This is a genomic window from Flavobacterium araucananum (assembly GCF_002222055.1).
In the GTDB taxonomy this organism is placed as follows: Bacteria; Bacteroidota; Bacteroidia; order Flavobacteriales; family Flavobacteriaceae; genus Flavobacterium; species Flavobacterium araucananum.
Genome location: NZ_MUGS01000015.1, coordinates 24,352 through 45,423, shown reverse-complemented (window position 1 = coordinate 45,423; position 21,072 = coordinate 24,352). Strand labels below are relative to the sequence as shown.

Below are 21,072 nucleotides of genomic sequence, written 5' to 3'. Positions count from 1 at the left end.
GAGATACCGCCTTTACCCTTCACGCAATATAGTATAGCGTAAAAATCATTTTCAGGAGATTCAAAAAACTTTGTAACTTTGTCTTAAAGCTTTGCGATAGCAACTTAGAACCTAAAAAACAAAAATGACCTTTACCAAAACTACAGAACAATCCTCGAAATACGAACATTTAGAAAAAATGTCTGTACAAGAATTATTGACCAATATCAATCAAGAAGACAAAACCGTTCCTGACGCTGTCGAAAAAGCAATTCCTCAAATAGAAGCTTTAGTAGCACAAGTCGTTGCTAAACTAAAATTAGGCGGACGCTTATTTTATATCGGAGCCGGAACATCAGGTCGTTTAGGTGTTGTAGATGCCTCAGAATGCCCTCCTACTTTTGGAGTTCCATTTGATTTAGTAAACGGTATTATTGCCGGTGGCGACACTGCGATTCGTCGTGCTGTAGAAAATGCCGAAGATGATGCCCAACAAGCCTGGATCGATTTGCAAGCCAATGCAATACAAAAAAATGATGTCGTTATAGGCATTGCCGCATCGGGAACAACACCCTATGTTATTGGTGGTCTGGAAACCTGCAATCAAAATAATATCGTTACAGGTTGCATAACCTGCAATGCCGGAAGTCCGTTGGCACTTACCGCACAATTTCCTGTAGAAGTTGTTGTAGGGCCTGAATTTGTAACCGGAAGTTCCAGAATGAAAGCCGGAACAGCCCAAAAATTAGTCCTTAATATGATTTCGACCGCTGCCATGATTCAGCTGGGAAAAGTAAAAGGCAACAAAATGGTCGACATGCAATTAAGCAATATAAAATTAGTAGATCGCGGCGTTAAGATGATTATGGGCGAAATTCCCGTTTCGTATGATGTAGCAAGCGAATTACTCAAAAAATACGGCAGCGTACGAAATGCTGTCGACAATTATAAAAAGTAAAAAGGGTTTCTGTAAAAGGTAAAATCTGGTTTGACAGCTTAAGATTTAACTACAAAGTTTGAAACCTGAAACGGGACTGAAAATCGAACTGGCGAAGCAAATTTGAAACTTTTCAAAACAAAATTAAAAAATGGCAACAAATAAAGAATTACTAGGAAAAGGAATTAAATATTTATCAGGCTCGTTGCCTCTTTTATTTATTGGTCCCTCGTTGATTTATAATGCTTTTATGAATCAGCATACCAATTGGCATTATCTAGTTTTAGGAATTGGTATTACAGCTTGTTTAAGTGCTATGTTTTTAATTTTCTACGGATTGAAAGTCATCATGAAAGGGTTGTTTAACGACTAATAAAGTTTTTATAACAAGCATCAAACCTAACAGGTTTTAAAAACCTGTTAGGTTTAGCTTCTAATTAATTTTAGTATCCCTTTTTACCTTAATAACTCCCCAATAAAACATTCATGGAAAGTCTAATTAACATTCAAAAAACCTTCGAGAAAGTCACTTATATCGATAAAAAAATAAACAATAGGGAGTTTGAAGATTGTGTTTTTAAAAACTGTGACCTTTCAAACAGTAATTTTGCTTACAATACTTTTTTAGATTGCGAATTTATCGATTGCAATCTATCAATGACCAGTTTATTGGGTACGAGCCTAAAAAACGTAACTTTTAAAAATTGCAAACTTTTAGGAATCGCTTTTAACGAATGTGACGATTTTTTATTTCAGGTTTATTTTGAAGAAACAGCATTGGATTACGCTGCTTTTTCGAATAAAAAAATGCCAAAAACTAAATTTATCAATTCGTCTTTGCGAGACGTTACTTTTATAGGATGCAATTTGACAAGTTCTGTATTTGACAACTGCAATTTAGAAGGTGCTATTTTTAACGATACACAATTGGCAAGTGTCGATTTTAGAACCGCATACAATTATAAAATAGATCCGGAATTTAATCCCATGCGAAAAGCTCAGTTTTCGACCCAGGGAATTGTAGGACTTCTGGACAAATATGATATTAAAATAGTCTAATCGATAATGATTTACAACACCTAATTTATGGAGGCAAATGTATCTTACTTAGAAAGTGTAAAAAAACAGTTTTTATATTATAAAATGCTGGGTGAGAAAGCTCTTGCTCAATTAGAGCCCGATCAGCTTTTTGTCGCTGTCAATGAAGACACCAACAGTATTACTACTATAATTAAACATATATCAGGTAATATGCTCTCCCGCTGGACAGACTTTCTAACGTCTGATGGTGAAAAAGAATGGCGTAATCGTGATGCCGAATTTGAAAATGATTTACAATCCGCAGACGAAGTTTTACGAGTCTGGAACAAAGGCTGGGATTGTTTTCTTGATGCTTTGCAAAGCTTAAAACCGGAACAACTATCTGATATTATCTATATTCGCAATGAAGGTCATACGGTTATTGAGGCAATCAATCGCCAACTGGCACATTATCCCTATCATATTGGACAAATTGTTTTTTATGCCAAACAACTAAAAAATACACATTGGGACAGTTTATCAATTCCCAGAAATAAATCCGGAAATTACAATGCCGAAAAGTTTGCCAAAGAAAAAGAAATCAAGAACTTTACCGATGAAGAATTAAAAAGATTGCAATGAAAAGCAGGATTAGCTCCTAAAAAAACAAATTATTTAAAATGAAAAAAATTATATTCTTATTACCCTTATTAGCTTTAGTATCTTGTTATGACGCTGAGCATAATTGCAAAGATTTTAAAACCGGAAAATTCAAGTTTGAATTTAATGTAAATGGCGTAAAAAAAACAACGGTATTTGAGCGAAAAGATGGTATCGAAATAGAAACTTTTGAAGGAAAAACAGATACATCAACAGTACGCTGGGTAAGTGATTGCGAATATATCCTGCAAAAAAAACACCCAAAAAACATGGCCGAAGAAAAAGCGATCAGTATGAAGATCCTGACAACTTCTAAAGATTCTTATACATTTGAATTTGGAATGGTTGGTTCTGACCAAAAGCAACGCGGAACGGTTGTAAAAGTGGAGTAACTAACCTAAATCTTAGGCATGAAAAATACCATTTCGCATCGAGTTGCAGACTTCTTAAAAAGCTTCCCTCCTTTTAGCTTTTTGAATCAAAAGGATTTAGAAAAACTATCTGAACAAATTTCTATTGTTTATAAGGATAAAGATGCCGTGATTTTTGCCGAAAACGACAAAACTCATGACTCCTTTTATGTCGTTCATAAAGGTGCTGTTGCGCTTAAAAAAAGTCCTAAAAATGCTGTTTTAGACATGTGTGACGAAGGCGATATTTTTGGATTGCGCCCGCTTTTGGCACAGGAAAATTATATTATGGAAGCTGTCGCACACGAAGAAACCATCTTGTATGCGATACCCATTGCCGTTTTTAAACCTTATGCGCTTGAAAACAGAACGGTTGGTAATTTTTTAATCGAAAGTTATGCCTCCAACACCCGAAATCCATATTCGGATATTCATAAGGATAAATTATATGGAGATGATTTACTGCATGAAAATCATAATGCCGAAAGGGATTCCTTTGATCTGCAACCCATAAAATATTCTAAAAAAATTGTTACCTGTACTCCTTCTACCACTGCGAGAGATATTGCCAAAATCATGACCCAAAAAAAAGTGGGTGCCGTACTTATTGTAGACGAAATGTTGCCAATAGGAATTATTACGGATAAAGATTTACGCAATAAAATTGTTACCGGCGATTATTCGATCCTGACTACTGCCGAGACTATAATGACCAAACCTGTAGTTACCTATCCTAAAAAAATGACCGTGACAGAGGCGCAAATGGCCATGATGAAAAGTAACATTAGCTACCTGTGCCTGACCAAAGACGGAACAATAAACACAAAGGCGGTTGGTATTTTGTCTAAACATGATGTAATGGTGGCGTTGGGCAACAATCCTGCTGTATTGATCAAAGCACTAAAAAGGGTTAAAAAAACGAAGGAAATAAAACCTATTCGCGCCAGAATCATGCAATTGCTTCAAGGATATTTAGACCAAAATATCCCAATGACATTGATTTCAAAAATTATAACCGAGCTTAATGAAGCTTGTACGACTCGTGTTATCGAAATTTCGCTAGACAAAATGAGCAGTGCACCTCCTGTAAAATTTGCATGGCTTGCTTTAGGAAGCCAAGGCCGAAGCGAACAAATGTTGCATACGGATCAGGATAATGCGATTGTTTATGAAAATGTCTCTGACGTTTTTAAGGAGGAAACAAAAGTATATTTTTTAAAATTTGCAGCTCTGGTCAATAAAGGACTTTTTGAAATAGGCTATGATTACTGTCCTGCCGAGATGATGGCATCGAACCCAAAATGGTGTATGAGCCTGGAAGAATGGAAAAACCAGGTACACCACTGGATTACAAATCCGGGAAAAAATGAAGTTTTACTTTCTTTTATATTCTTCGATTATAGTTTGACGTATGGCGACGCCGCAATTGTTGATGAACTCTCAGAATCTATTTTTGAACATGTAAAGGCAAACCCTATATTTTACGTTCACCTCGTTAGTGGAGCTTTGCAAAGTCCGTCGCCAACAGGATTTTTCAGGCAGTTTCTGGTAGAACAAGACGGAGCCAATAAAGATCACTTTGATATTAAAAGAAGGGCTTTGATGCCCTTGACAGATGCTGCACGTGTTTTGATTTTATCCCATTCGGTCAAGTCGATAAGCAATACTGCTGAACGATTCGAAAAATTAGCCGAGTTAGAACCTAACAACAGAGAGTTATACCTCTCGTGTTCGTATTCGTTTAAGGCTTTGCTGAAATTTAGAACCAAACAAGGGCTTTTGCACCATGATTCAGGCCAGTTTATTGCATTGGAATCGTTATCAAAAATGGAAAAAATTAAACTAAAAAGAACTTTTAAAACCATCAAGGAACTTCAGGAATTAATTTCGGTTCGTTTTAATGTTTCAAACCTGGTATGATAAAGAGTATATTTAATTTTTGGAAAAAAGAAGAAAATCTCTTTGATGAAAATAGTAGTATCGAAGAAACCCGGTTTGTCGTTTTGGATACTGAAACTACGGGCTTTGATTATGATACTGACCGCATATTATGCATTGGCGCCCTGATCCTGCAAAACGGAACAATTGCTATTCAGGATAGTTTCGAGGTTTATCCTGAACAAGATCATTACGACAAATCGACGGCTCAGATTCATGGTATTCTAAAAGCTTTTGTCATACAACGCCCAACCGAATTGGAAGCGTTGCAACAGTTTCTGGCTTTTTTGGGAGATGCTATTATCATTGCGCACCATACTATTTTTGATATTACGATGATCAATAAAGCATTAGAACGAAATGGCTTACCTGCATTGACCAATAAACGTTTAGACACTGCCATTTTATATAAAAAGACCTTAATAAAATCGCATTTGTTTGAGCGAAAAGACCATTATACACTGGATGATCTGGCAGACAAATTTGATATTTCAAAAAAAGACCGTCACACCGCATTGGGTGATGCCTATATTACGGCAATAGCTTTTTTGAAAATTGTAAAAAAGCTCAAAGAGAAAAAACAAACTAATTTAAATTCTTTGTTTAAATAAATGGTATAAAAAGCCTCTATTTAATTTTATTTTTCCCGTTATTTATCTACAGATGGATCGTCATCTAAAGTTTCATTAGGCATTCTGCCCATTTTTTCAATTGAAATAAAAACCTCTTATTTTATTTATTTAAGGGATGGAGTTTGTGAATATCGGCTTGTAAATCTTCAAAATTATTGGTTCTGTATTTTTCAGTAGTAGTGCTTTTCATATGTCCTGCAAAGACCTGAACCACACGTAAATCATGTGTTTTAGGTAAGTTCTTTATAACACTCTGATGAATAGACAAAGAGTTCATTTTGTCTTTTTCTTTTATAATTAATGTATTCATTTACCCATTTTGGACGCAATTTTTTGAACGTATCTAGTTTCGAACAAATATTCGGCTAAAAAAAATAAAAATAGCCACACCGAATGTAAGGTAGTGAACGTGTGAAATGAGGAGCGAGAACGGACCCGCCGCGGCGGGGACTGGTAGCGACGAATGGAACTAAGTGAACGACTGGAATGAGACCGCTTTATTGATTTCCTATTTGCTTTTTCTTTCTTTTCTTTGACTTTTAAAATCTTCTTATAAACAACAAAACCCGCAAAATAGCGGGTTTTGTTGTTTTATACTTTAAGTATACAAGTTAGAAGCTTGCATCGACAGGGAAGTATTATCACCTAATCAAGATTATACTCACCAATGTAAGATAAGTCATTATATTTTTTACTAAATGATGGAGTTTCTATCTCACCAGAATACCAGTATACTGAATTAACAAATTCAATTTTTAATTCTTTACACTTATCTAGCACTTTATCTATATCATCTTGACTGATTGGCACTTGCTCTAAAATTGTTTGAACTGTCATTTCTTCATTAAATCTTAGATAACCTATGAAATCTTCATCATACCATTTTTTACCAATATCTTTACAGAAACCACATATTTTTCTATTATCAATATCTTCTGAATAATCTAATTCAAAATATTCATCAAACTGCTTTTGACTTTTATTTGTTTTACCAAGCCATAAAAAAATTTTATCTAAATAATCCATATTTTCAATATTTTAGTTACATTTTATTTTCATATGAGCATCATGATGCCTTTTAATTATATCTAAAGCATCTTGTTTTGATGTAGCATCATTCAAATCTTTTATTAATTTATTATGAAAATGTCTTCCTGCTCTACTATTATGATGTGGTCCATCAGGAAGTAGATTACCTGCACTATCTGTAACCCCTGAAAAAGTAATTTTGTCTGTATCGACACTCATACTTTTTATATCCTCAGCTGTAAATCCTAATTCTTTAGCTTTTGAAGCAATCGAAACTAGAAACATTTCATGCTTTCCTCCAGGCGCTCTCAAAGCATCTGAAACAGCATCTTTATTATTTATAATATCTTGAACTGATGCATTATTAAACCATTGATTAAATCCTCCGTTAGCCCAAGGTGCTAACCCTAATATATCTACCCAATAATTTGTATCTCGTGTATAGGCATAGAGATTGGGATTATTTCCATGCAATCCAATCGGATCCTGCGATAAGTACAATCCAGTCTCGGGTGAGTAATACCTAAACCTGTTATAATACAATCCCGTCTCTAGATCTTCATATTGTCCAAGTTGCCTAAAAGGAAACCCTGCGTATACTTTTAGTTTTCAAAGAACTATTTATTAAACAAAACCCGCTAAATTGGCGGGTTTGTTGTTTTTATACTCAAATTTCTTTAATGATTCTTGTCGGTGCGAAGTCAGAGACACTCGCACAGCACTTCTAAAGAACTTTTCATACATCGGGGGATTTATATTAAATCTATTAATTCTGCATTAGTTTCTACTAAATTCTCATAAGGTAAATTTCCTTTTTTGTATTCTAACCACAAAGAATTTAGCCAATAATCATTATATTTAACCTGTATAGATTGTACTATTAGTCCAAAATCATCAGATACATACGAAGACAAATCAGAATGATTGGTTAAAGAAAATACTAATTTAAAAACTTTTTCTCTTAAATTGTCTGTAATAGTTTTGTCTATGTTATTTTCAATAACTTTCTCTTTGACAATATTAAATATTTCCATCCATTTTTCAGAAAAAGAATCTTCATCTCTTTGGTCTAAAATCATGTCAAAATCATCCTCAGTATAATTTGCCAAAATTAAAGGTAAATTATTTTCAATAAAAAAGTTTAGTTTTTTTAAAATTTGCTCCATTTTATTATTATTTATTATCAATACAATCCTTCTATTTTTAACCAATCCTGAACTAAATTCACACCTTCTTTAGGGGTAACATTTGTACCTAAATTATGTGTCCCATTAGGAGATAATACATCAACTTTTATATCATCTAAATTTTTATAAGCTTCTCTATAAGCATCAAATAGTTCATCATCTGTCCCTACAAAATCTCCTTGTCTTGGGCCTATAGCATCTCTTTCGGCTTCGTGAAGTCGCCAGTGATCATGCCCTGGATCATCTCCTTTAAAATGAAAAGTTGGTCTTGTTTTATCAGTTCTGGATACCTCAAAAGGTCTATTTTTAGATTTTCTAACAGCAGGTACGTGATGTCCTGAATCGCCTAAATGCATTCTTTTAATTTCGCAATCATTTAAGCCATATATATCCGCTCTTGAATTACTATCAGATACATAACTATAAAGATTCAGGTTATTTCCCATTAACCTTATCGGATCCTGACTAATATACATTCCTACATCAGACGAATAATACCTAAACCTATTATAATACAATCCCGTCTCTACATCTTCATATTGACCAAGTTGCCTAAAAGGAATAAAACTTCTATCGCTACTAAAATCTTTTAAACCACCATAAATATCATAATCTGTCTCCCAGACAACATCCCCTTTCTCGTTGTAAGCCTGAACAGGACGACCAATATAATCGTTGATGATAGAAAATTTCTCATCACCCGCAATCTTGGCACTAGGTACAAAACTAGCCCCCTCATACACCCAGGTAATCAGATTCTCGACAGGTTCTGCTTTATCATAAACCAAATCATCGACATCTACCACAAGCTCAGGTCTTTGTCTCAGATCATACTTCCACTCGTGAATAAGAACATTGCCATCCCAAACATAACGATTTATTTCTTTGTTTGCAATTTTTGCCGTACGTCTTCCCAGAGCATCATATTCAAACAGCACCACTTTCCCATCCGGGTTGGTCACGCTTTCCAGCATTCCGTTAGCCAGCCAGCTATAAGCCGTATCGCCCATTTGCCAGGCCTCATGCTCTTGTTGCAATCTGGTTTCTTCGGCCTTATTGCCCGCGAGTTTATCGATCCAGTTTGTTGGAGCTGCAAAGGTAAGCGGGGCAATAATGTTTCGTGGGCTTTTATGTACCAGATTGCCCAGTTCGTCGTATTTGTAATAATGCGCTTCGTCCTGCAACAGCTTCCCGCCTTTGCCGTATTTACGATCACTTCGATCCGCGGTTTTGTATAAATTACCTACTGCATCGGGCGTTTTATAAAGCTCTCCTTTGCCATCATAATTGGCCTTGGCAAGATTGCCAAAGTCATCATAATCAAAATAGGTCATGCTTTGGGTTAGCTGGTTTACCGCACTTCGCAATTGCTGGTTGGTATCCCAGTTGTAATAACGCGAACCTTTGCGCTCGCCATTGGCAAATACTTCCTGCTCTTTTTGCTTACCACTATTGTTATAGCTTGTTTTTATGTGTAATCCCCCTGTGGCAAAACGCTCGATCTCCCGACCTGACTCATCTCGTTTTAAGGTTGTTTCCCAAGTCTGGTGTTGCTCTTTAAGCTCGTTACTCTGAGCCTCAATGCGCTCAAGTTGTCCTTTTTGGTTGTAATGTGTGCTAATATCAGCTCCAAGACTACTACTCATATTGGTGCGCTGTCCTAAAGTATTGTAGGTAGAGGTTATCGTGATGCCGTTTTCGCTGGCATCAAGCTGTTGCTTCTGAGTTTCCTGCACAATACGCCCCACTGCATCACGCTCAAAGAAGATACTTACGTTTTGGTTGGTCGCTTCTACCAGCTGTCCGTTTTTGTTGTAGCTGTAAATCTCCCACGTACCATCATGATAGTTGGCTCTGGTGATGCGTCCTAAAGCATCCTGCTCATATTCGGTAAATTTGCCATTGCCATGGTCGATTCGGGTGACTTCTCCGGCAAGGTTACGGCTGTATTTTTTTTCGATACCATCAAAAGCAGTTTCTTTTATAATGTGTCCGGCTTTGTTTCGAACAAAATAGTAGGCTTCGTGGTCTTCGTTTTTTATCCCAACGAGTTGCTCCATCTTATCGTAGTCAAAACGTACTTTTACGCCGTTTTGCTCCCGGGTAGATAAACTCCCCAGTGGAGTATAGGTAAACTTTATGTTGTTTTTATTGTCTTTTAGAGCCAATACATCATCATAATTGTCATAAGCAAATTCGATAATATTGCTGTCTTTCTCTACGATTTGCTGTACCCTGTCCAGAGCATCATAACTAAAATAATCCGCCATTTGCATGGGCGTGTAAATCGCCTTTACCCGGCTGCGGTAGTCATACTCCCAAGATTTGAGTTTTTCGTTGTTTTCTCTCCATTCCACAAGGTTGTACTGCTCGTCGTAAACCAGTTGAAGTTTATTGTGGTTTTTGGCCACACTTGCCAGTAGTCCGTTGGCATAATATGTAAAATGAGTACTGGTTTTATCCGGCGCTATGATGGTTTTAAGTTGGTGGGCTTTGTGATCGTGATACAAATAGATTGTTTTTTGTCCCTCAGGATCTATGGCAATCGACGGACGATTCTCCTCATCGTAGAGCATCATTTCCTCTGTACCATCAGCATACGTAGTACTTATTTTATGCCCCATGTCATCGTATGTAAAGCCTAAGATGCGTCCTTCCTGATCGATCTCGCGGTAGAGTTCCATAAACTCCGTATAGTCATAAAAAACACTATTGCCCATAGGATCTTTTACCTGAGTTACAAGCTGGCTTGGCTCATAGTAGTAAGTCGTTACCGCTCCGTTGGCATCCGTTACCAGATTATAACCCAGAGCAGGATGGTATTCGATCCAGCCTTCTTGCCAGCCGCCATCGCCCCAGGTGTGTACACAACGATTTTGATCGTCGTATTGCCAATAAAAAGCTTGTCCGTTACGGTCTGTTTTTTGAACCATCAAGTGATCCTCAAATTCAATCACCGTTGGTTTCTTTAGAGCATCAAGAATCGCGACCATGTTGTACTGCTCGTCATATTCATACCCTACTAAAAGCTCGTCCTGTTCTGGAGTTACAAGTTCTAATTTCTCAATAAGACCCTCCTGGGTACTTACCTTTATAGTTCTGCCTGCGGCATCAATAATTTTATGCAAATGGTACCCTGTAAACTCAAAAACAATACACAATCCGTCAGGATTGCTAATTTGGGTCAGTTGGTATTTTTTACCGTTAAAAAGAGTAAAATCATAAAAAAGTTTGCTTTTATGATCGTAAGCCTGATAACCACTTTCTGTTCTTTTTAAAGTTGTTTTTTCCTGACGCAGGTAAAACTCCTCTCCGGGCAACAAGGTTGGAAAAGCGACGATTCTGCCATCATCCATACGAAGTCCCAAAGCATCATCTTCCGGGTATAACTCTACAGCCCTGTCATATACGCAATGTACGCCATGACCAAGCCAGCCCACATACTCAGAATCCGAGTACCAGCGGCGTTCCCAGCTAAGGCTTATAGGACTTGCGATATCAAAATCGCTGCCTTCATAAATCACGGCACCGTTAATAAGGTTTACCGGCTCAAAGCCTGCCTTACACAACAACTTACTAAGCCAGTTAGGGCCAACAGACCCCTTAAGCAATTTATTAAACGCTTTTTTACCCACTTTCATCAGGGTACTAAAACCAATACTGGCCAAAAGTCCGGTAAGCATACCGCCCCAATCAGGCGGATAAGGACCTCCAACCATTACAGGTTTTCCGGTAGGAATAGGCAAGGAAAATGAGGTTGGGGCAAAAAGGGTGGGGGCAAAAGGTAACATTTTCTTGCCTATTTTGGTTTTACCTATGGACATTGACAAAGGGATTCCGATATCATTGCAAGTCATCAGCATGTGCCCCTTGGGGCTCATTCGGGTACTATCGGAAAAAACAGTTTGTGACGCAAAAAAGTTCATGCTCTCATGACCAATAATAGGGGTCATAAGCCAGGGTGGGGTAAAAAGCGGAATATGCACCAGCGGAATAATAATACCTCCGGTATCTGAGTTGCCGCGTTTAAAACCATTTACATGAACACTGGTTCCTAAAAACGGAATGTAATCTGCAGGATCAATAACAATACCTATATAAGGATGAAAGGGATTAAACGGTGGTAAGGTGGTAAAGTGAATGTCGATACCTACCACAATGGTCAAATGATTATCGGTTAGTAACATAATTAATAGGTGTTGCTTAATTGATATTCTTCCTGGATTTGTTTGGCAATCTGCTTTGGATTATCTCTCCAATTGTCTCCAAAAATAGTTGCCATTCTATTGGCTATTGCCTCTTTATCTGCATAATTTATTTTAGGATCATTCTCTAAATAGCTGTTGGCTATAAAGGTAAAGTTGATTATTTTAAGGGTGGTATCTGTCAGAGCATAACCATACTCAAATGCATCGTTTAGAATTTCGGTATATTGCCCGTCTCTCTTTTTTGCAGCCAGTAACAAGGCATAATTATAACCGTTAATTACCTGCATTTCCTGCTCTGTTTCTTTGGCTATTGCAACGTGTTTTAAAAAGTAAAGTATCGCCAGATCACGATCTCCTGCAATGCTGTAATGAGATCCTTTGTAAGATAACAGTTGCATTAAAATTCCCGCAATATCTTCTTTCTCTTTATAAAAAGGGGTTGTTATTTTTATTCCTTTATCCAATAATTCATGAATAAGTTCTTTTTCGTCTTTAAACTGAAATAAAAAACTGGCATAAATAAGATAGGATGATGCCCAAAAACTGGTTTCTCCAACACTCTTGCTAATATCTATAAGCTCATTGCCCAGTTTTTTTACTTTCTCCTGTTTTTTGCCTTTTGCTGCTTCACCAATTTCAAATAAACACTTTCTGTACCGCACCTGGGGATCATTTGGATTTCCCTGTGTGGCGATTTCTTTGTAAGCGTTATTAATATCCTGATTTGGAATTTCTATTATGATTCCTTTTTCTTTTACGGAATCAATCATTTTATGGTACAGTTTTCTTTCCTGATAATCCAGAAATAAAAAACCAATATCATCGGGTAGTAAGGTTGTAAGTTCTTTTATACTCTCGATTAACAAATCAGGATCACTGGCTTTTTTTATTAAAAAACTAACGATTAACAGGTTATCGGTTTTTGCCTCAAATTTTTTAAAACTTACAAGCAATTTCATATAAAAATCTTTAAGATCCTGGATGCTTAGTTTATTAATTTCAGGCAATACTTCTTTAAAAGTGGCAAAATCTTCCCAATGCCAACCCGGATTTTTTTTCAGGTCTTCTTCAAAGGTTAGGATCCATTGTTCTGTAAGGGTGATGTAAAAATCTTTTTTATCATAAAAATCAATCTCAAAAGCTACAAACGAATCTGCGGATCTACCGTATACAGAACATTCTAATCTGATAAAACCATCTAACAACGGAAAATCGTCAGTAAGACAAACCATACTAAAAATTCGTGCTTTTGGCTTATCTGTTCTGGTTTTATTCCAGATTTTCTGGATGTTTTCGACCCTTACAGCAATTGGATTGTGAGCATTATTCATTTGTGATGTTAATTTAAATTTACAATTCCTCCTTTTACATTGGTCATCGTTTTACCATCTATATCGACAACTTTTCCTTCTGCCAAAATGGTGTTTTTCCCTTTTATATTAATACTTGGTGCTTCATCAGTAATTTGCGTGTTACTTTTTACGGTAACCTCATCAGTACCTGAAACGAGTACTTTTTTGCTATCGACATTTACTTCATTTATTCCGCTAATGTTGACTTTTTCATCTGCAATAAGATTTATTTCTTTAGACTGTATATCGACTTTATTGGGTGCATAAATAGTCATCGTTCCGTCTCCGTTAAGCATGATCATATTGCCACTTGGATCTGTGGCTGTAAAGGTGTTTTTTTCTTCGTCAAGAACAAGCGAAGTTCCGCCTCTGGTAGCAAAGCTTCTTTTGTTATTGTCTTTTCCTCCTCCTCCACCGCTTTTTCCGTGAAAAATACTTCCAAGGATAAAAGGTCTGTTAGGATCGCCATAACGAAAATGAACCATAACGTGATCGCCCACATCCGGTATAAACACCATTCCGCGATTGGTTCCTACTTTATCACTACTTCCTGCATCAGGAGTCATAACACGAAGCCAGGCTGTTTTCATCGAAGTGCCTTGTTGCCAAAGCATTTGTACTCTGATTCTTCCTTTGTTTTTTGGATCTGTATTGCTTTCTACCAGAGCTTGTTGCGTTTGTGCAATTGGATACGCTACATCTGGTTCCGGCAAGCTCAGTACTTTTGAAGGGATGGCTCTAAAATTATTTTCATACTCTCCTAAATGTGTCGCATAATGCGTAATTTCGGTAATGATATAAGAACCTACTTCTTGTGTTATCAAACTTGAGTTTTCTAAAACACTCGATTGTACATTTACTATACTTCCTATTTTTAGTTTTGAGTTTTGTGTAGTGGCCGAAACAAAATTGGTATCGGCAGCAGCACTTTCCTGTTTCTTTTTTAAGAAAGATTCTAAAACCAAATCATCGCCTGTACTTACAATACCGTGCGTGTATGCAGGTGTTGCAAATACGTCTTTTGAAGAGGCAAATGCTTCGTTCCCTAATTTTGGCAAACCACCTACTGTATCTTTAGATTTTGCGGTATAACGCTTATCGGCACTTTCATTGTAGGTAAAAGCACTAAATTTATTAGGTACTGCCTGCACTGATATTTTTAATTTTGAAATATCACTATTGTAGGTTAAAGATATGGGGGAATCGAAACTTTTAGGTTTACCAAAAATCAATTTTTCTCCATCATAATACAACCATTCATTGTACTGTTTTGCCAATCGCTGAATAAATTGAAAATCAGTTTCGAGATACTGATTCTGGTAATCCATTTTGCTGGTATATTCAGGATTTATTTCGTTTTGCAATTGCTCTCCTGCTCCATTTTTTATTACTTCTTTTACGATATCTTTTAATGGTAGTTCTTCCCAGGAATGCAACTTTTCTCCGGACTCTAACAATATGGTTTTAGAATATCCGGATACTATAATGTGATTTCCGGAATGTCCCATTTCCTGATCAAAATCGATATTGGTCACTACGCCCAAAAAATTATTTTTTTCCTCAAGTATAATATGCACCACCTTACCTAACCATCCCTGTGCATTTTCGAGCGTATACGCCAAAGGACTTTCTACAACGGCATGCGGGACACGAATTTCAAATCGATGATGGTCATTTATTACTTGTACCAACTCAATGCTGGTAAAGTGGCTTATTTTTTTAGAATCAATTCCAAAAATGATAGTTGGTGGTGTCATAGGTTCTTTTTTTGTATTAGTAGCTACTCTTAAGGAATGTTATTGTTATTTGTATTTAAAAACTTAAAAAATGCTTCATTGCTATCCAGCATTTCTGAAGTTAAATTTAACTCTTTGGTTCCTTGATGTTTTATTAAACTTTTATCAAGTTTGTAATAATGAACGGTTGTTTTCCCTTCATAATTCAAACTATTTGTACTTATGATTATGTTGCTTTTTTCATTAAAATAAAAAGAATTAATAGCTGTCGTAAGGATATCTGAGGTCTGTTTAAATTGATAATTAATTTCTTTTTTATCTACTAAATCAATTGCTATTAAATTTATTCTATTATTTACTTCGGTTAAGGGCAATAAAAGAATATGATTGTCTGTGATATAACAATCTTTAGATTTATCATTTACGATTAAACCATTTACAGGAAATACTTTGTCTAATCGATCCAGATATCCTATTTTTATAATATTCTTTTTACCCTGATCTACATGGATGCTATCATTATAATACTTAATTGTATATATAATTCCTTCTTTGTCTTTAACTTCTAAGTTTTCAGTTTCAGTTTCAACTTTTTCCTGCTGATTTTTGGTTACCTGTTTTACAACAGCTTTTTCATTGCTTTTTAAATTACATCCCAGAAAGACAAAAACAAGTAGAAATATTTTTAGTATAAAAAAGTTAGTTAATTTCATTTGAAATAGAATTAAATTTTTCGTTTTGGCTAATAAGTGACCTTTTTTCATCTTCTAGTTTAATTTTTCCAGGATCTGTGAATAAAAGAGAATTGTTTGTTAATAGTGTATTTATTTCCTTTAATCTTTCTTTATTGACTTCTATCTGATAATCTAAACTTTTTTTGAAACGTTTTTTAAAATCACCTATCTGGTTTAATAAGTGTTCTCCATAATGATTTTTACCCGCAGCATCCTTATCAGCATTATAGGTATATTTACCGCCATGCCTTTCTTTTTCTGTTGGATAATATTTTCCTGTATTAAAAGCTTTGTCAATATCATCTGCAGTTATAGTATCTTTTGTTATTATAGTAGAAAAATAGCTCCAGTTTTTATCTATTTTATTAAAATAATCCGTCAAAGCGGCTTGGTAACCTCCCAAAGTAGAATAGTCTTTTACAGTACCGTGACTGGTACTCCTTTTAGACGGTTTTCCCATTACTCCAAATAAATTATAATCATCATTTTTTATGGCAGATGCTCCATAACCACTTTCCAAACTTGCCTGCGCCAATACTAATAATGCTCCTTTAGAAGATGCTCCCTTTGCTTTGGCAAAATCATAAATATCGATAGCAATTGTTGTCAAAAATTGGTGGTGAACAGGCTTTTCTTTTTTAGGTGCAGAATTTAAACTTTTATCTTTAACATCCTCTGCGACACGATACCCCTGTGCGCTTCTTCTTTGCATCATCGCACCTAACTTATCTGTGTTTTCCCATTGACCCGTTTGTCTGTTATACTGGGGTCCTTTGACTCCTAATGAGCTGGCATTTTTGTGTTTTCCTGAGGATGAAGATTTAGCCATGGTTTAATTTGTTAATTGGATATAATTCAATACTTGTAAAAAAATATCGCCTTTTACTGTTTGATTCTATTAGGAAATAATCTGATATATAAAACTGATGGATAATCCGATCGATCAATTATTAAAAACCGTTTATGATTTTGCAATAGGTGAAAACCCCATAGAATTAATAATAGCTTTGAAGCAAAAAAGTTGAAATTATTTTTATAATAAAATAAAAATAAACCAGTGATTGAGGTTGCTAATATTATCTTTAAAATATAGAAATATGCTGCTAAGAAGGTTTTGTATATAAATTCAATATTTACTATTATAAAAGAAGAATAGATATAATAGTATACAAATGAGGATAGTGCCAAAAGTACAGACAACATTTTTTTTAAGAAAAAATTCTTATCTATACTATTATAAACAAAATCTTGTAGTGGCATCATCTTATTTATTTATAAACTGTCCTACGAGGAACTCTCCAAATCAATCCAATAAAAAAGAATCTTATTAATGATTAAAGTATATCGAGTGACCAGAATCAATGACATAAACATTCTCTGAAAATTACTTTGTCTAGTAAAGACTCCTTAAAATTTAGAGAAATAAAACAAATCTTTATTTTCTTTCTACAGATCATCGTAAAAAGAGACTAAGATATATAGAAACAAGAAGCGGTTATTGACCGCTTCTTGCTCAATAGGGAAAAATTAAATTTTAGCCCAATTGTTATCTAATGTAGCATTACCTAATGTAATTTTCTCTGCTGAGAAAGTGATCTCAGTAGTCATTGGAGTTTCAGCCAAAGCATCTAATTGCTCGCTGAAGAATACGATGAAAGCATTCTCAAAAGAAAGTTCTTTCATTACTTGCTCAGAATCAGCTTTAAAAAACTTTACTTTTCCGCTTACCGGTTTGTGCTGACTGTTTACTGCCTGTTCGATAACAGTAGTATTGTCTGTAGATTTTAATCTTAGATTTAATCTACCTCCTTTAATTTCAGATGAAACTGCTCCTTTTCCGTCAGTATGTCTTAACATATCTACTTTTGAAAATAATACTTGGTACTCGTTTCCTTCGAATTCTAAAATTGATTTAAATGCCATAATAAAATAATTAAGTTGTTAAAAATTGTTTTTTTAGAATCCTCTTCTTTATTGTCTTACTAGTATTGACAAAAAAAAGAGGTATTCTAATTGATTTTAGAATACCTCTTTCTGTACTTAAAAAGTACTTTTTTTGATTTGCTTCTTTTAGGAAGATGAAGAGGTTTCGCAATCAATTATGTACGAATATACAAATATATTTTTAATATATCCATTTAATTAATAATATTTTTCATAAAAAATAGAAAAATAAATCCTAACAGCACAACTGTAATATGCAGGATGATAGCATTTACCTGCGGTTGCAAAGAATTTATCTGAGTTTTTATATCTAAAGTTGCAGTGGTATGAATTTCATTTATTTTGTTTACCTGTTTCTGCAAAGAATCAATTGTCTTGTTTAAATATAAAATATTTTGATGCTGATTAGAAAACAAGCGTTTTACCTCTTTATCAGATAGCGCTGCTTTTTTCCTGATAACTCCGGTTTTAGGTTCTTTAAGAGTTAACTCACTCACATCTTCGATTTTGTTGTTATTGACTTCGAAGCTGTTGTTTAACTTGTTTACCAAAAAAAAGATAAAAACGATATAAGAAAGCAAAAGTGTAGGCAAAATATACTGAACAATTATCTCCAGAGGTTTTGGCCTGACTGCATTATGAATGTTATTTATGGTACTGTAATTCGTAAAAAAAATAGGTTCTTGTTTTTTCTCTTTATTCAATCTTTCGGTTTTAAATTTTTCTTCTAAATCTATAAGTTCAAAACGGTCCAAACTGTAAAGCCCCAGACCTTCATTGAGTTTTTTATGATGCACCATCCAGTTCAGCACCTCTTCGATTTGATATTCGGTAATGCTGGGGTCTTTTAGTTTCCATAAAATTTCTTTCTTGGTAAGCTCACAAGGCTTTCCTTTGCTTTCAAAATAAAATAGCTCTAAAATTATTTCATGCAAGGGCTTTGCCATATCTATTGTATTGATAATCTCCATAATCGTTATTTTATAATAGAAGTTTTTTTGATATATAATAATATTTCGTCTGAGATTCATCATCAAAAACCTCAAAAGTATTATTGCGCTGCATTTTTTCTAAAACCTCAACTTTAGCATTTAAGTTTGTAAAAATTGTCCTGAATTCATCCGGTTTTTTCTTAAACTTTCTAATATCCTTAATTCTTATTTCGTGCAACTCAGCACTATTTACAAATATTCTGGTTTTATAATAAAGTAAATCTGCCAAAGAGTTTCTCGATCTTATATATTCTGTTTTTCTAATGTTTTTAGCAAACATTTTACACCTGTCCCTAAAGCTCAAAATCTCGACTTTGTCAATATTTACGTTAGTATATTCTTTACTTATTAACTCTCTGTAGTTCTCGATAAGCTGCTTGATTTCGCCCTCGGTAAGTAAAATATTTACCTTATTTTCTAAAATACTGTTCAGAGTATCTTGCGCATTTATTACAAATGTTTCGCTTTTGTAGTTTTTGGGAATTTCTGTACCAATACTATCTTTTCGCGGATAATTTTGAACAAGGCTTTTTATGGTTCCACTTGGCACACTTCTTAGAAAGCTAAATTCATTTTTGTATTGCGTCAACGATTTTAATAATGCATTATTTGTTTTTATCGTTTTACTAATAACGCTGTCAATTGCTTTATTGATCGTCTCAGGAGTAAGTTCACCATTTAGCTTAGGGAATATAATACCACCGTTAAAATTACTTTTTAAGGGAGCATTGTAGATATAATCATTATCTACATCGCCATTATAAGTAAACTCATCATTTTTTGTAACCAATTTTGGGTCTACATAATAGTTCTGGATATTTCTTTTATTGGCATTACTCGCTTCGCTTAAATACATTTTACTTTGTAGAATAAAATCCTGGTTATCAGCGCTGTTTTCATTTTTAAAAAGTATGAACAATAACTTTGCATTGTTTTTTGCCAATATGCTAAAGCTATCCGGAAGTACCGAATTTATAGAGCCTTCTAAACCTGTCAGGATAAAAAAGTTGTTCTCAAAATTGGTATCCTGATTCAAGAACTGACTAATGCCCGTATTGTTGTTAGGCAAAACATTCTCTTTTGTAATTTCATCCGGAGTTTTGATACTTTTTTCAATCAAATCAAACCATTTCGAAAAAGACTGTGATTTTATCAGATAATAACTTTTAGACTTTCCTTTTGCGATAAACGAATACGTAAAAGTATAGTTTGCGTATAATTCGCTATTTGTGGTTAGTTTAAGATTCTGTAATGCCGAGAGGGTTTTCTTTAAATATTGTTTGGTCGAATTGTTATTCTCAAAAACATAATAAAAGTTAATACTCTTGCTTTGCAAAGCGATTTGCTCAATAGTTTTAATCGAAATATCATCGCCTTTTAGGTTTGTTATTTTGTTTTTGTCGTGGTTCCAAACATTTACAGGCAACGAAATCTTAGTCATGTTACCAAACTTGACAGGGTCACTTGTTTGATTTTCGTTTACAAAAAAAGTATTCTTGTAAAGTTCATTCGCCAGAAAATTAATTTTTCCCGAAGAAAATTGTAATGTATCCGTAGGATTCAGTTTTACAACCACATTATCCTCTATAGGATTTAAATATTGCAAAGGAACCCAACCGTATTTAAGATTTGTTGTATCCTTTGTCATCACATCATCAAAATTGGATACAAAGGCTGAATTGGTTGTTTTATTAATTTTGTACACGTATACAAAATCATTTAGCTTAATATTTTTCTTGGCTACAGATTCTAAGTTTGGATCATTTTTTAATAAAAGCGTACTTTTTTTGACATTTTTACTACTGGTAAATAAGTTGTCCAGGGTATTGCTCGCCACAAAATATTTTACATACTTTAAATTGGTCTGATTTTGCATTGCCCTGCTGTACTCAATTACATTATCTTTTTTTATCCAACCCAAATATTGTACTTCTTTGGTATTCGAAAAGTGATTTTTTTTACTTCGCAAAACAGCCAATGTTCCTTTGGGTTTACCAATAAGTTTCTTATCAGCAACCACAACTTCATAATAATTTTTATCTTCATCGATCACATACATCGGAGCCAGAATATTTGCCTTGTTTTTTACTCTGGCGCCATAAGGTTCTTCATATATATTATTATCGCTTCTATCCGAAAAAACCAATTTAAGCTCTGATCTTTCGCTTTCTTTTTGCGGTTCGTTATCATAAGTGTTAACTGTTTTTTCTGTTTTAGTGAGAACGCTCGTACTATTTTTAACCTGCGAAAAAACAGCACTTGTAACCATTAAGCACAGCAAAGAGGTATACCTACGTAAAATGCTAATTTTCAT

The 21,072-nt window shown here is 34.7% G+C and carries 18 protein-coding genes and 1 pseudogene; 7 read left to right on the top strand and 12 right to left on the bottom strand.

What is annotated here, in order from left to right:
* Nucleotides 1-124 precede the first annotated feature (124 nt).
* From murQ to B0A64_RS10215, 7 genes are all read left to right on the top strand, one after another.
* Nucleotides 125-937, top strand: a complete 813-nt coding sequence (murQ, locus tag B0A64_RS10245) for an N-acetylmuramic acid 6-phosphate etherase (protein WP_089479422.1) — start codon at nt 125-127, stop codon at nt 935-937.
* A gap of 130 nt (nt 938-1,067) precedes the next feature.
* Nucleotides 1,068-1,289: a DUF6095 family protein gene (locus B0A64_RS10240; RefSeq protein ID WP_089479421.1), complete on the top strand. Its 222-nt coding sequence runs from the start codon at nt 1,068-1,070 to the stop codon at nt 1,287-1,289.
* Nucleotides 1,290-1,402: 113 nt separating this feature from the next.
* Nucleotides 1,403-1,975: a pentapeptide repeat-containing protein gene (locus B0A64_RS10235; RefSeq protein WP_089479420.1), complete on the top strand. Its 573-nt coding sequence runs from the start codon at nt 1,403-1,405 to the stop codon at nt 1,973-1,975.
* Between the two features lie 27 nt (nt 1,976-2,002).
* Nucleotides 2,003-2,578: a DUF1572 family protein gene (locus tag B0A64_RS10230; protein ID WP_089479419.1), complete on the top strand. Its 576-nt coding sequence runs from the start codon at nt 2,003-2,005 to the stop codon at nt 2,576-2,578.
* A gap of 38 nt (nt 2,579-2,616) precedes the next feature.
* On the top strand, nt 2,617-2,988 hold the full coding sequence (locus B0A64_RS10225; RefSeq protein WP_089479418.1) for a DNA topoisomerase IV: 372 nt from the start codon (nt 2,617-2,619) through the stop codon (nt 2,986-2,988).
* 18 nt (nt 2,989-3,006) lie between these two features.
* A complete protein-coding gene (locus tag B0A64_RS10220) occupies nt 3,007-4,926 on the top strand; it encodes a DUF294 nucleotidyltransferase-like domain-containing protein (protein ID WP_089479417.1) in 1,920 nt (639 codons plus the stop codon).
* Nucleotides 4,923-5,555, top strand: coding sequence for a 3'-5' exonuclease (locus B0A64_RS10215; protein ID WP_089479416.1), 633 nt, complete (start codon nt 4,923-4,925; stop codon nt 5,553-5,555). Before B0A64_RS10220 ends, B0A64_RS10215 begins: the two co-directional genes overlap by 4 nt.
* A gap of 121 nt (nt 5,556-5,676) precedes the next feature.
* Here B0A64_RS10215 and B0A64_RS10210 read toward each other — a convergent pair whose 3' ends face one another.
* The 12 genes and pseudogenes from B0A64_RS10210 to tssR form a co-directional block, all read right to left on the bottom strand.
* Nucleotides 5,677-5,886, bottom strand: coding sequence for a hypothetical protein (locus B0A64_RS10210; RefSeq protein ID WP_089479415.1), 210 nt, complete (start codon nt 5,884-5,886; stop codon nt 5,677-5,679).
* Nucleotides 5,887-6,221: 335 nt separating this feature from the next.
* Nucleotides 6,222-6,602 carry an immunity 22 family protein gene (locus tag B0A64_RS10205; protein WP_089479414.1) on the bottom strand — a complete coding sequence of 127 codons (381 nt, stop codon included), beginning with the start codon at nt 6,600-6,602 and terminating at the stop codon, nt 6,222-6,224.
* Between the two features lie 12 nt (nt 6,603-6,614).
* A pseudogene (locus B0A64_RS25515) lies at nt 6,615-7,175 on the bottom strand (RHS repeat-associated core domain-containing protein); the annotation flags it as partial.
* A 182-nt stretch (nt 7,176-7,357) separates the two neighbouring features.
* The gene (locus B0A64_RS10195) at nt 7,358-7,771 is read right to left on the bottom strand and encodes a hypothetical protein (RefSeq protein ID WP_089479412.1); all 414 of its coding nucleotides are present in this window, start codon (nt 7,769-7,771) and stop codon (nt 7,358-7,360) included.
* A 17-nt stretch (nt 7,772-7,788) separates the two neighbouring features.
* The gene (locus B0A64_RS10190; protein ID WP_089479411.1) at nt 7,789-11,979 is read right to left on the bottom strand and encodes a DUF6531 domain-containing protein; all 4,191 of its coding nucleotides are present in this window, start codon (nt 11,977-11,979) and stop codon (nt 7,789-7,791) included.
* Nucleotides 11,980-11,981: 2 nt separating this feature from the next.
* Nucleotides 11,982-13,331 (bottom strand): hypothetical protein, encoded by a 1,350-nt coding sequence (locus tag B0A64_RS10185; RefSeq protein WP_089479410.1) that lies wholly within the window; start codon nt 13,329-13,331, stop codon nt 11,982-11,984.
* Between the two features lie 8 nt (nt 13,332-13,339).
* Nucleotides 13,340-15,109 carry a type VI secretion system Vgr family protein gene (locus B0A64_RS10180; protein ID WP_089479409.1) on the bottom strand — a complete coding sequence of 590 codons (1,770 nt, stop codon included), beginning with the start codon at nt 15,107-15,109 and terminating at the stop codon, nt 13,340-13,342.
* Between the two features lie 29 nt (nt 15,110-15,138).
* Nucleotides 15,139-15,801: a hypothetical protein gene (locus B0A64_RS10175; RefSeq protein ID WP_123875909.1), complete on the bottom strand. Its 663-nt coding sequence runs from the start codon at nt 15,799-15,801 to the stop codon at nt 15,139-15,141.
* On the bottom strand, nt 15,788-16,651 hold the full coding sequence (locus B0A64_RS10170) for a glucosaminidase domain-containing protein (RefSeq protein WP_089479407.1): 864 nt from the start codon (nt 16,649-16,651) through the stop codon (nt 15,788-15,790). Before B0A64_RS10170 ends, B0A64_RS10175 begins: the two co-directional genes overlap by 14 nt.
* Before the next feature lie 698 nt (nt 16,652-17,349).
* Nucleotides 17,350-17,745 carry a type VI secretion system tube protein TssD gene (gene tssD, locus B0A64_RS10165; protein ID WP_089479406.1) on the bottom strand — a complete coding sequence of 132 codons (396 nt, stop codon included), beginning with the start codon at nt 17,743-17,745 and terminating at the stop codon, nt 17,350-17,352.
* Nucleotides 17,746-17,960: 215 nt separating this feature from the next.
* The gene (locus tag B0A64_RS10160; RefSeq protein ID WP_123875908.1) at nt 17,961-18,737 is read right to left on the bottom strand and encodes a DUF5457 domain-containing protein; all 777 of its coding nucleotides are present in this window, start codon (nt 18,735-18,737) and stop codon (nt 17,961-17,963) included.
* A 10-nt stretch (nt 18,738-18,747) separates the two neighbouring features.
* Nucleotides 18,748-21,072 carry a type VI secretion system protein TssR domain-containing protein gene (gene tssR, locus B0A64_RS10155; protein ID WP_123875907.1) on the bottom strand — a complete coding sequence of 775 codons (2,325 nt, stop codon included), beginning with the start codon at nt 21,070-21,072 and terminating at the stop codon, nt 18,748-18,750.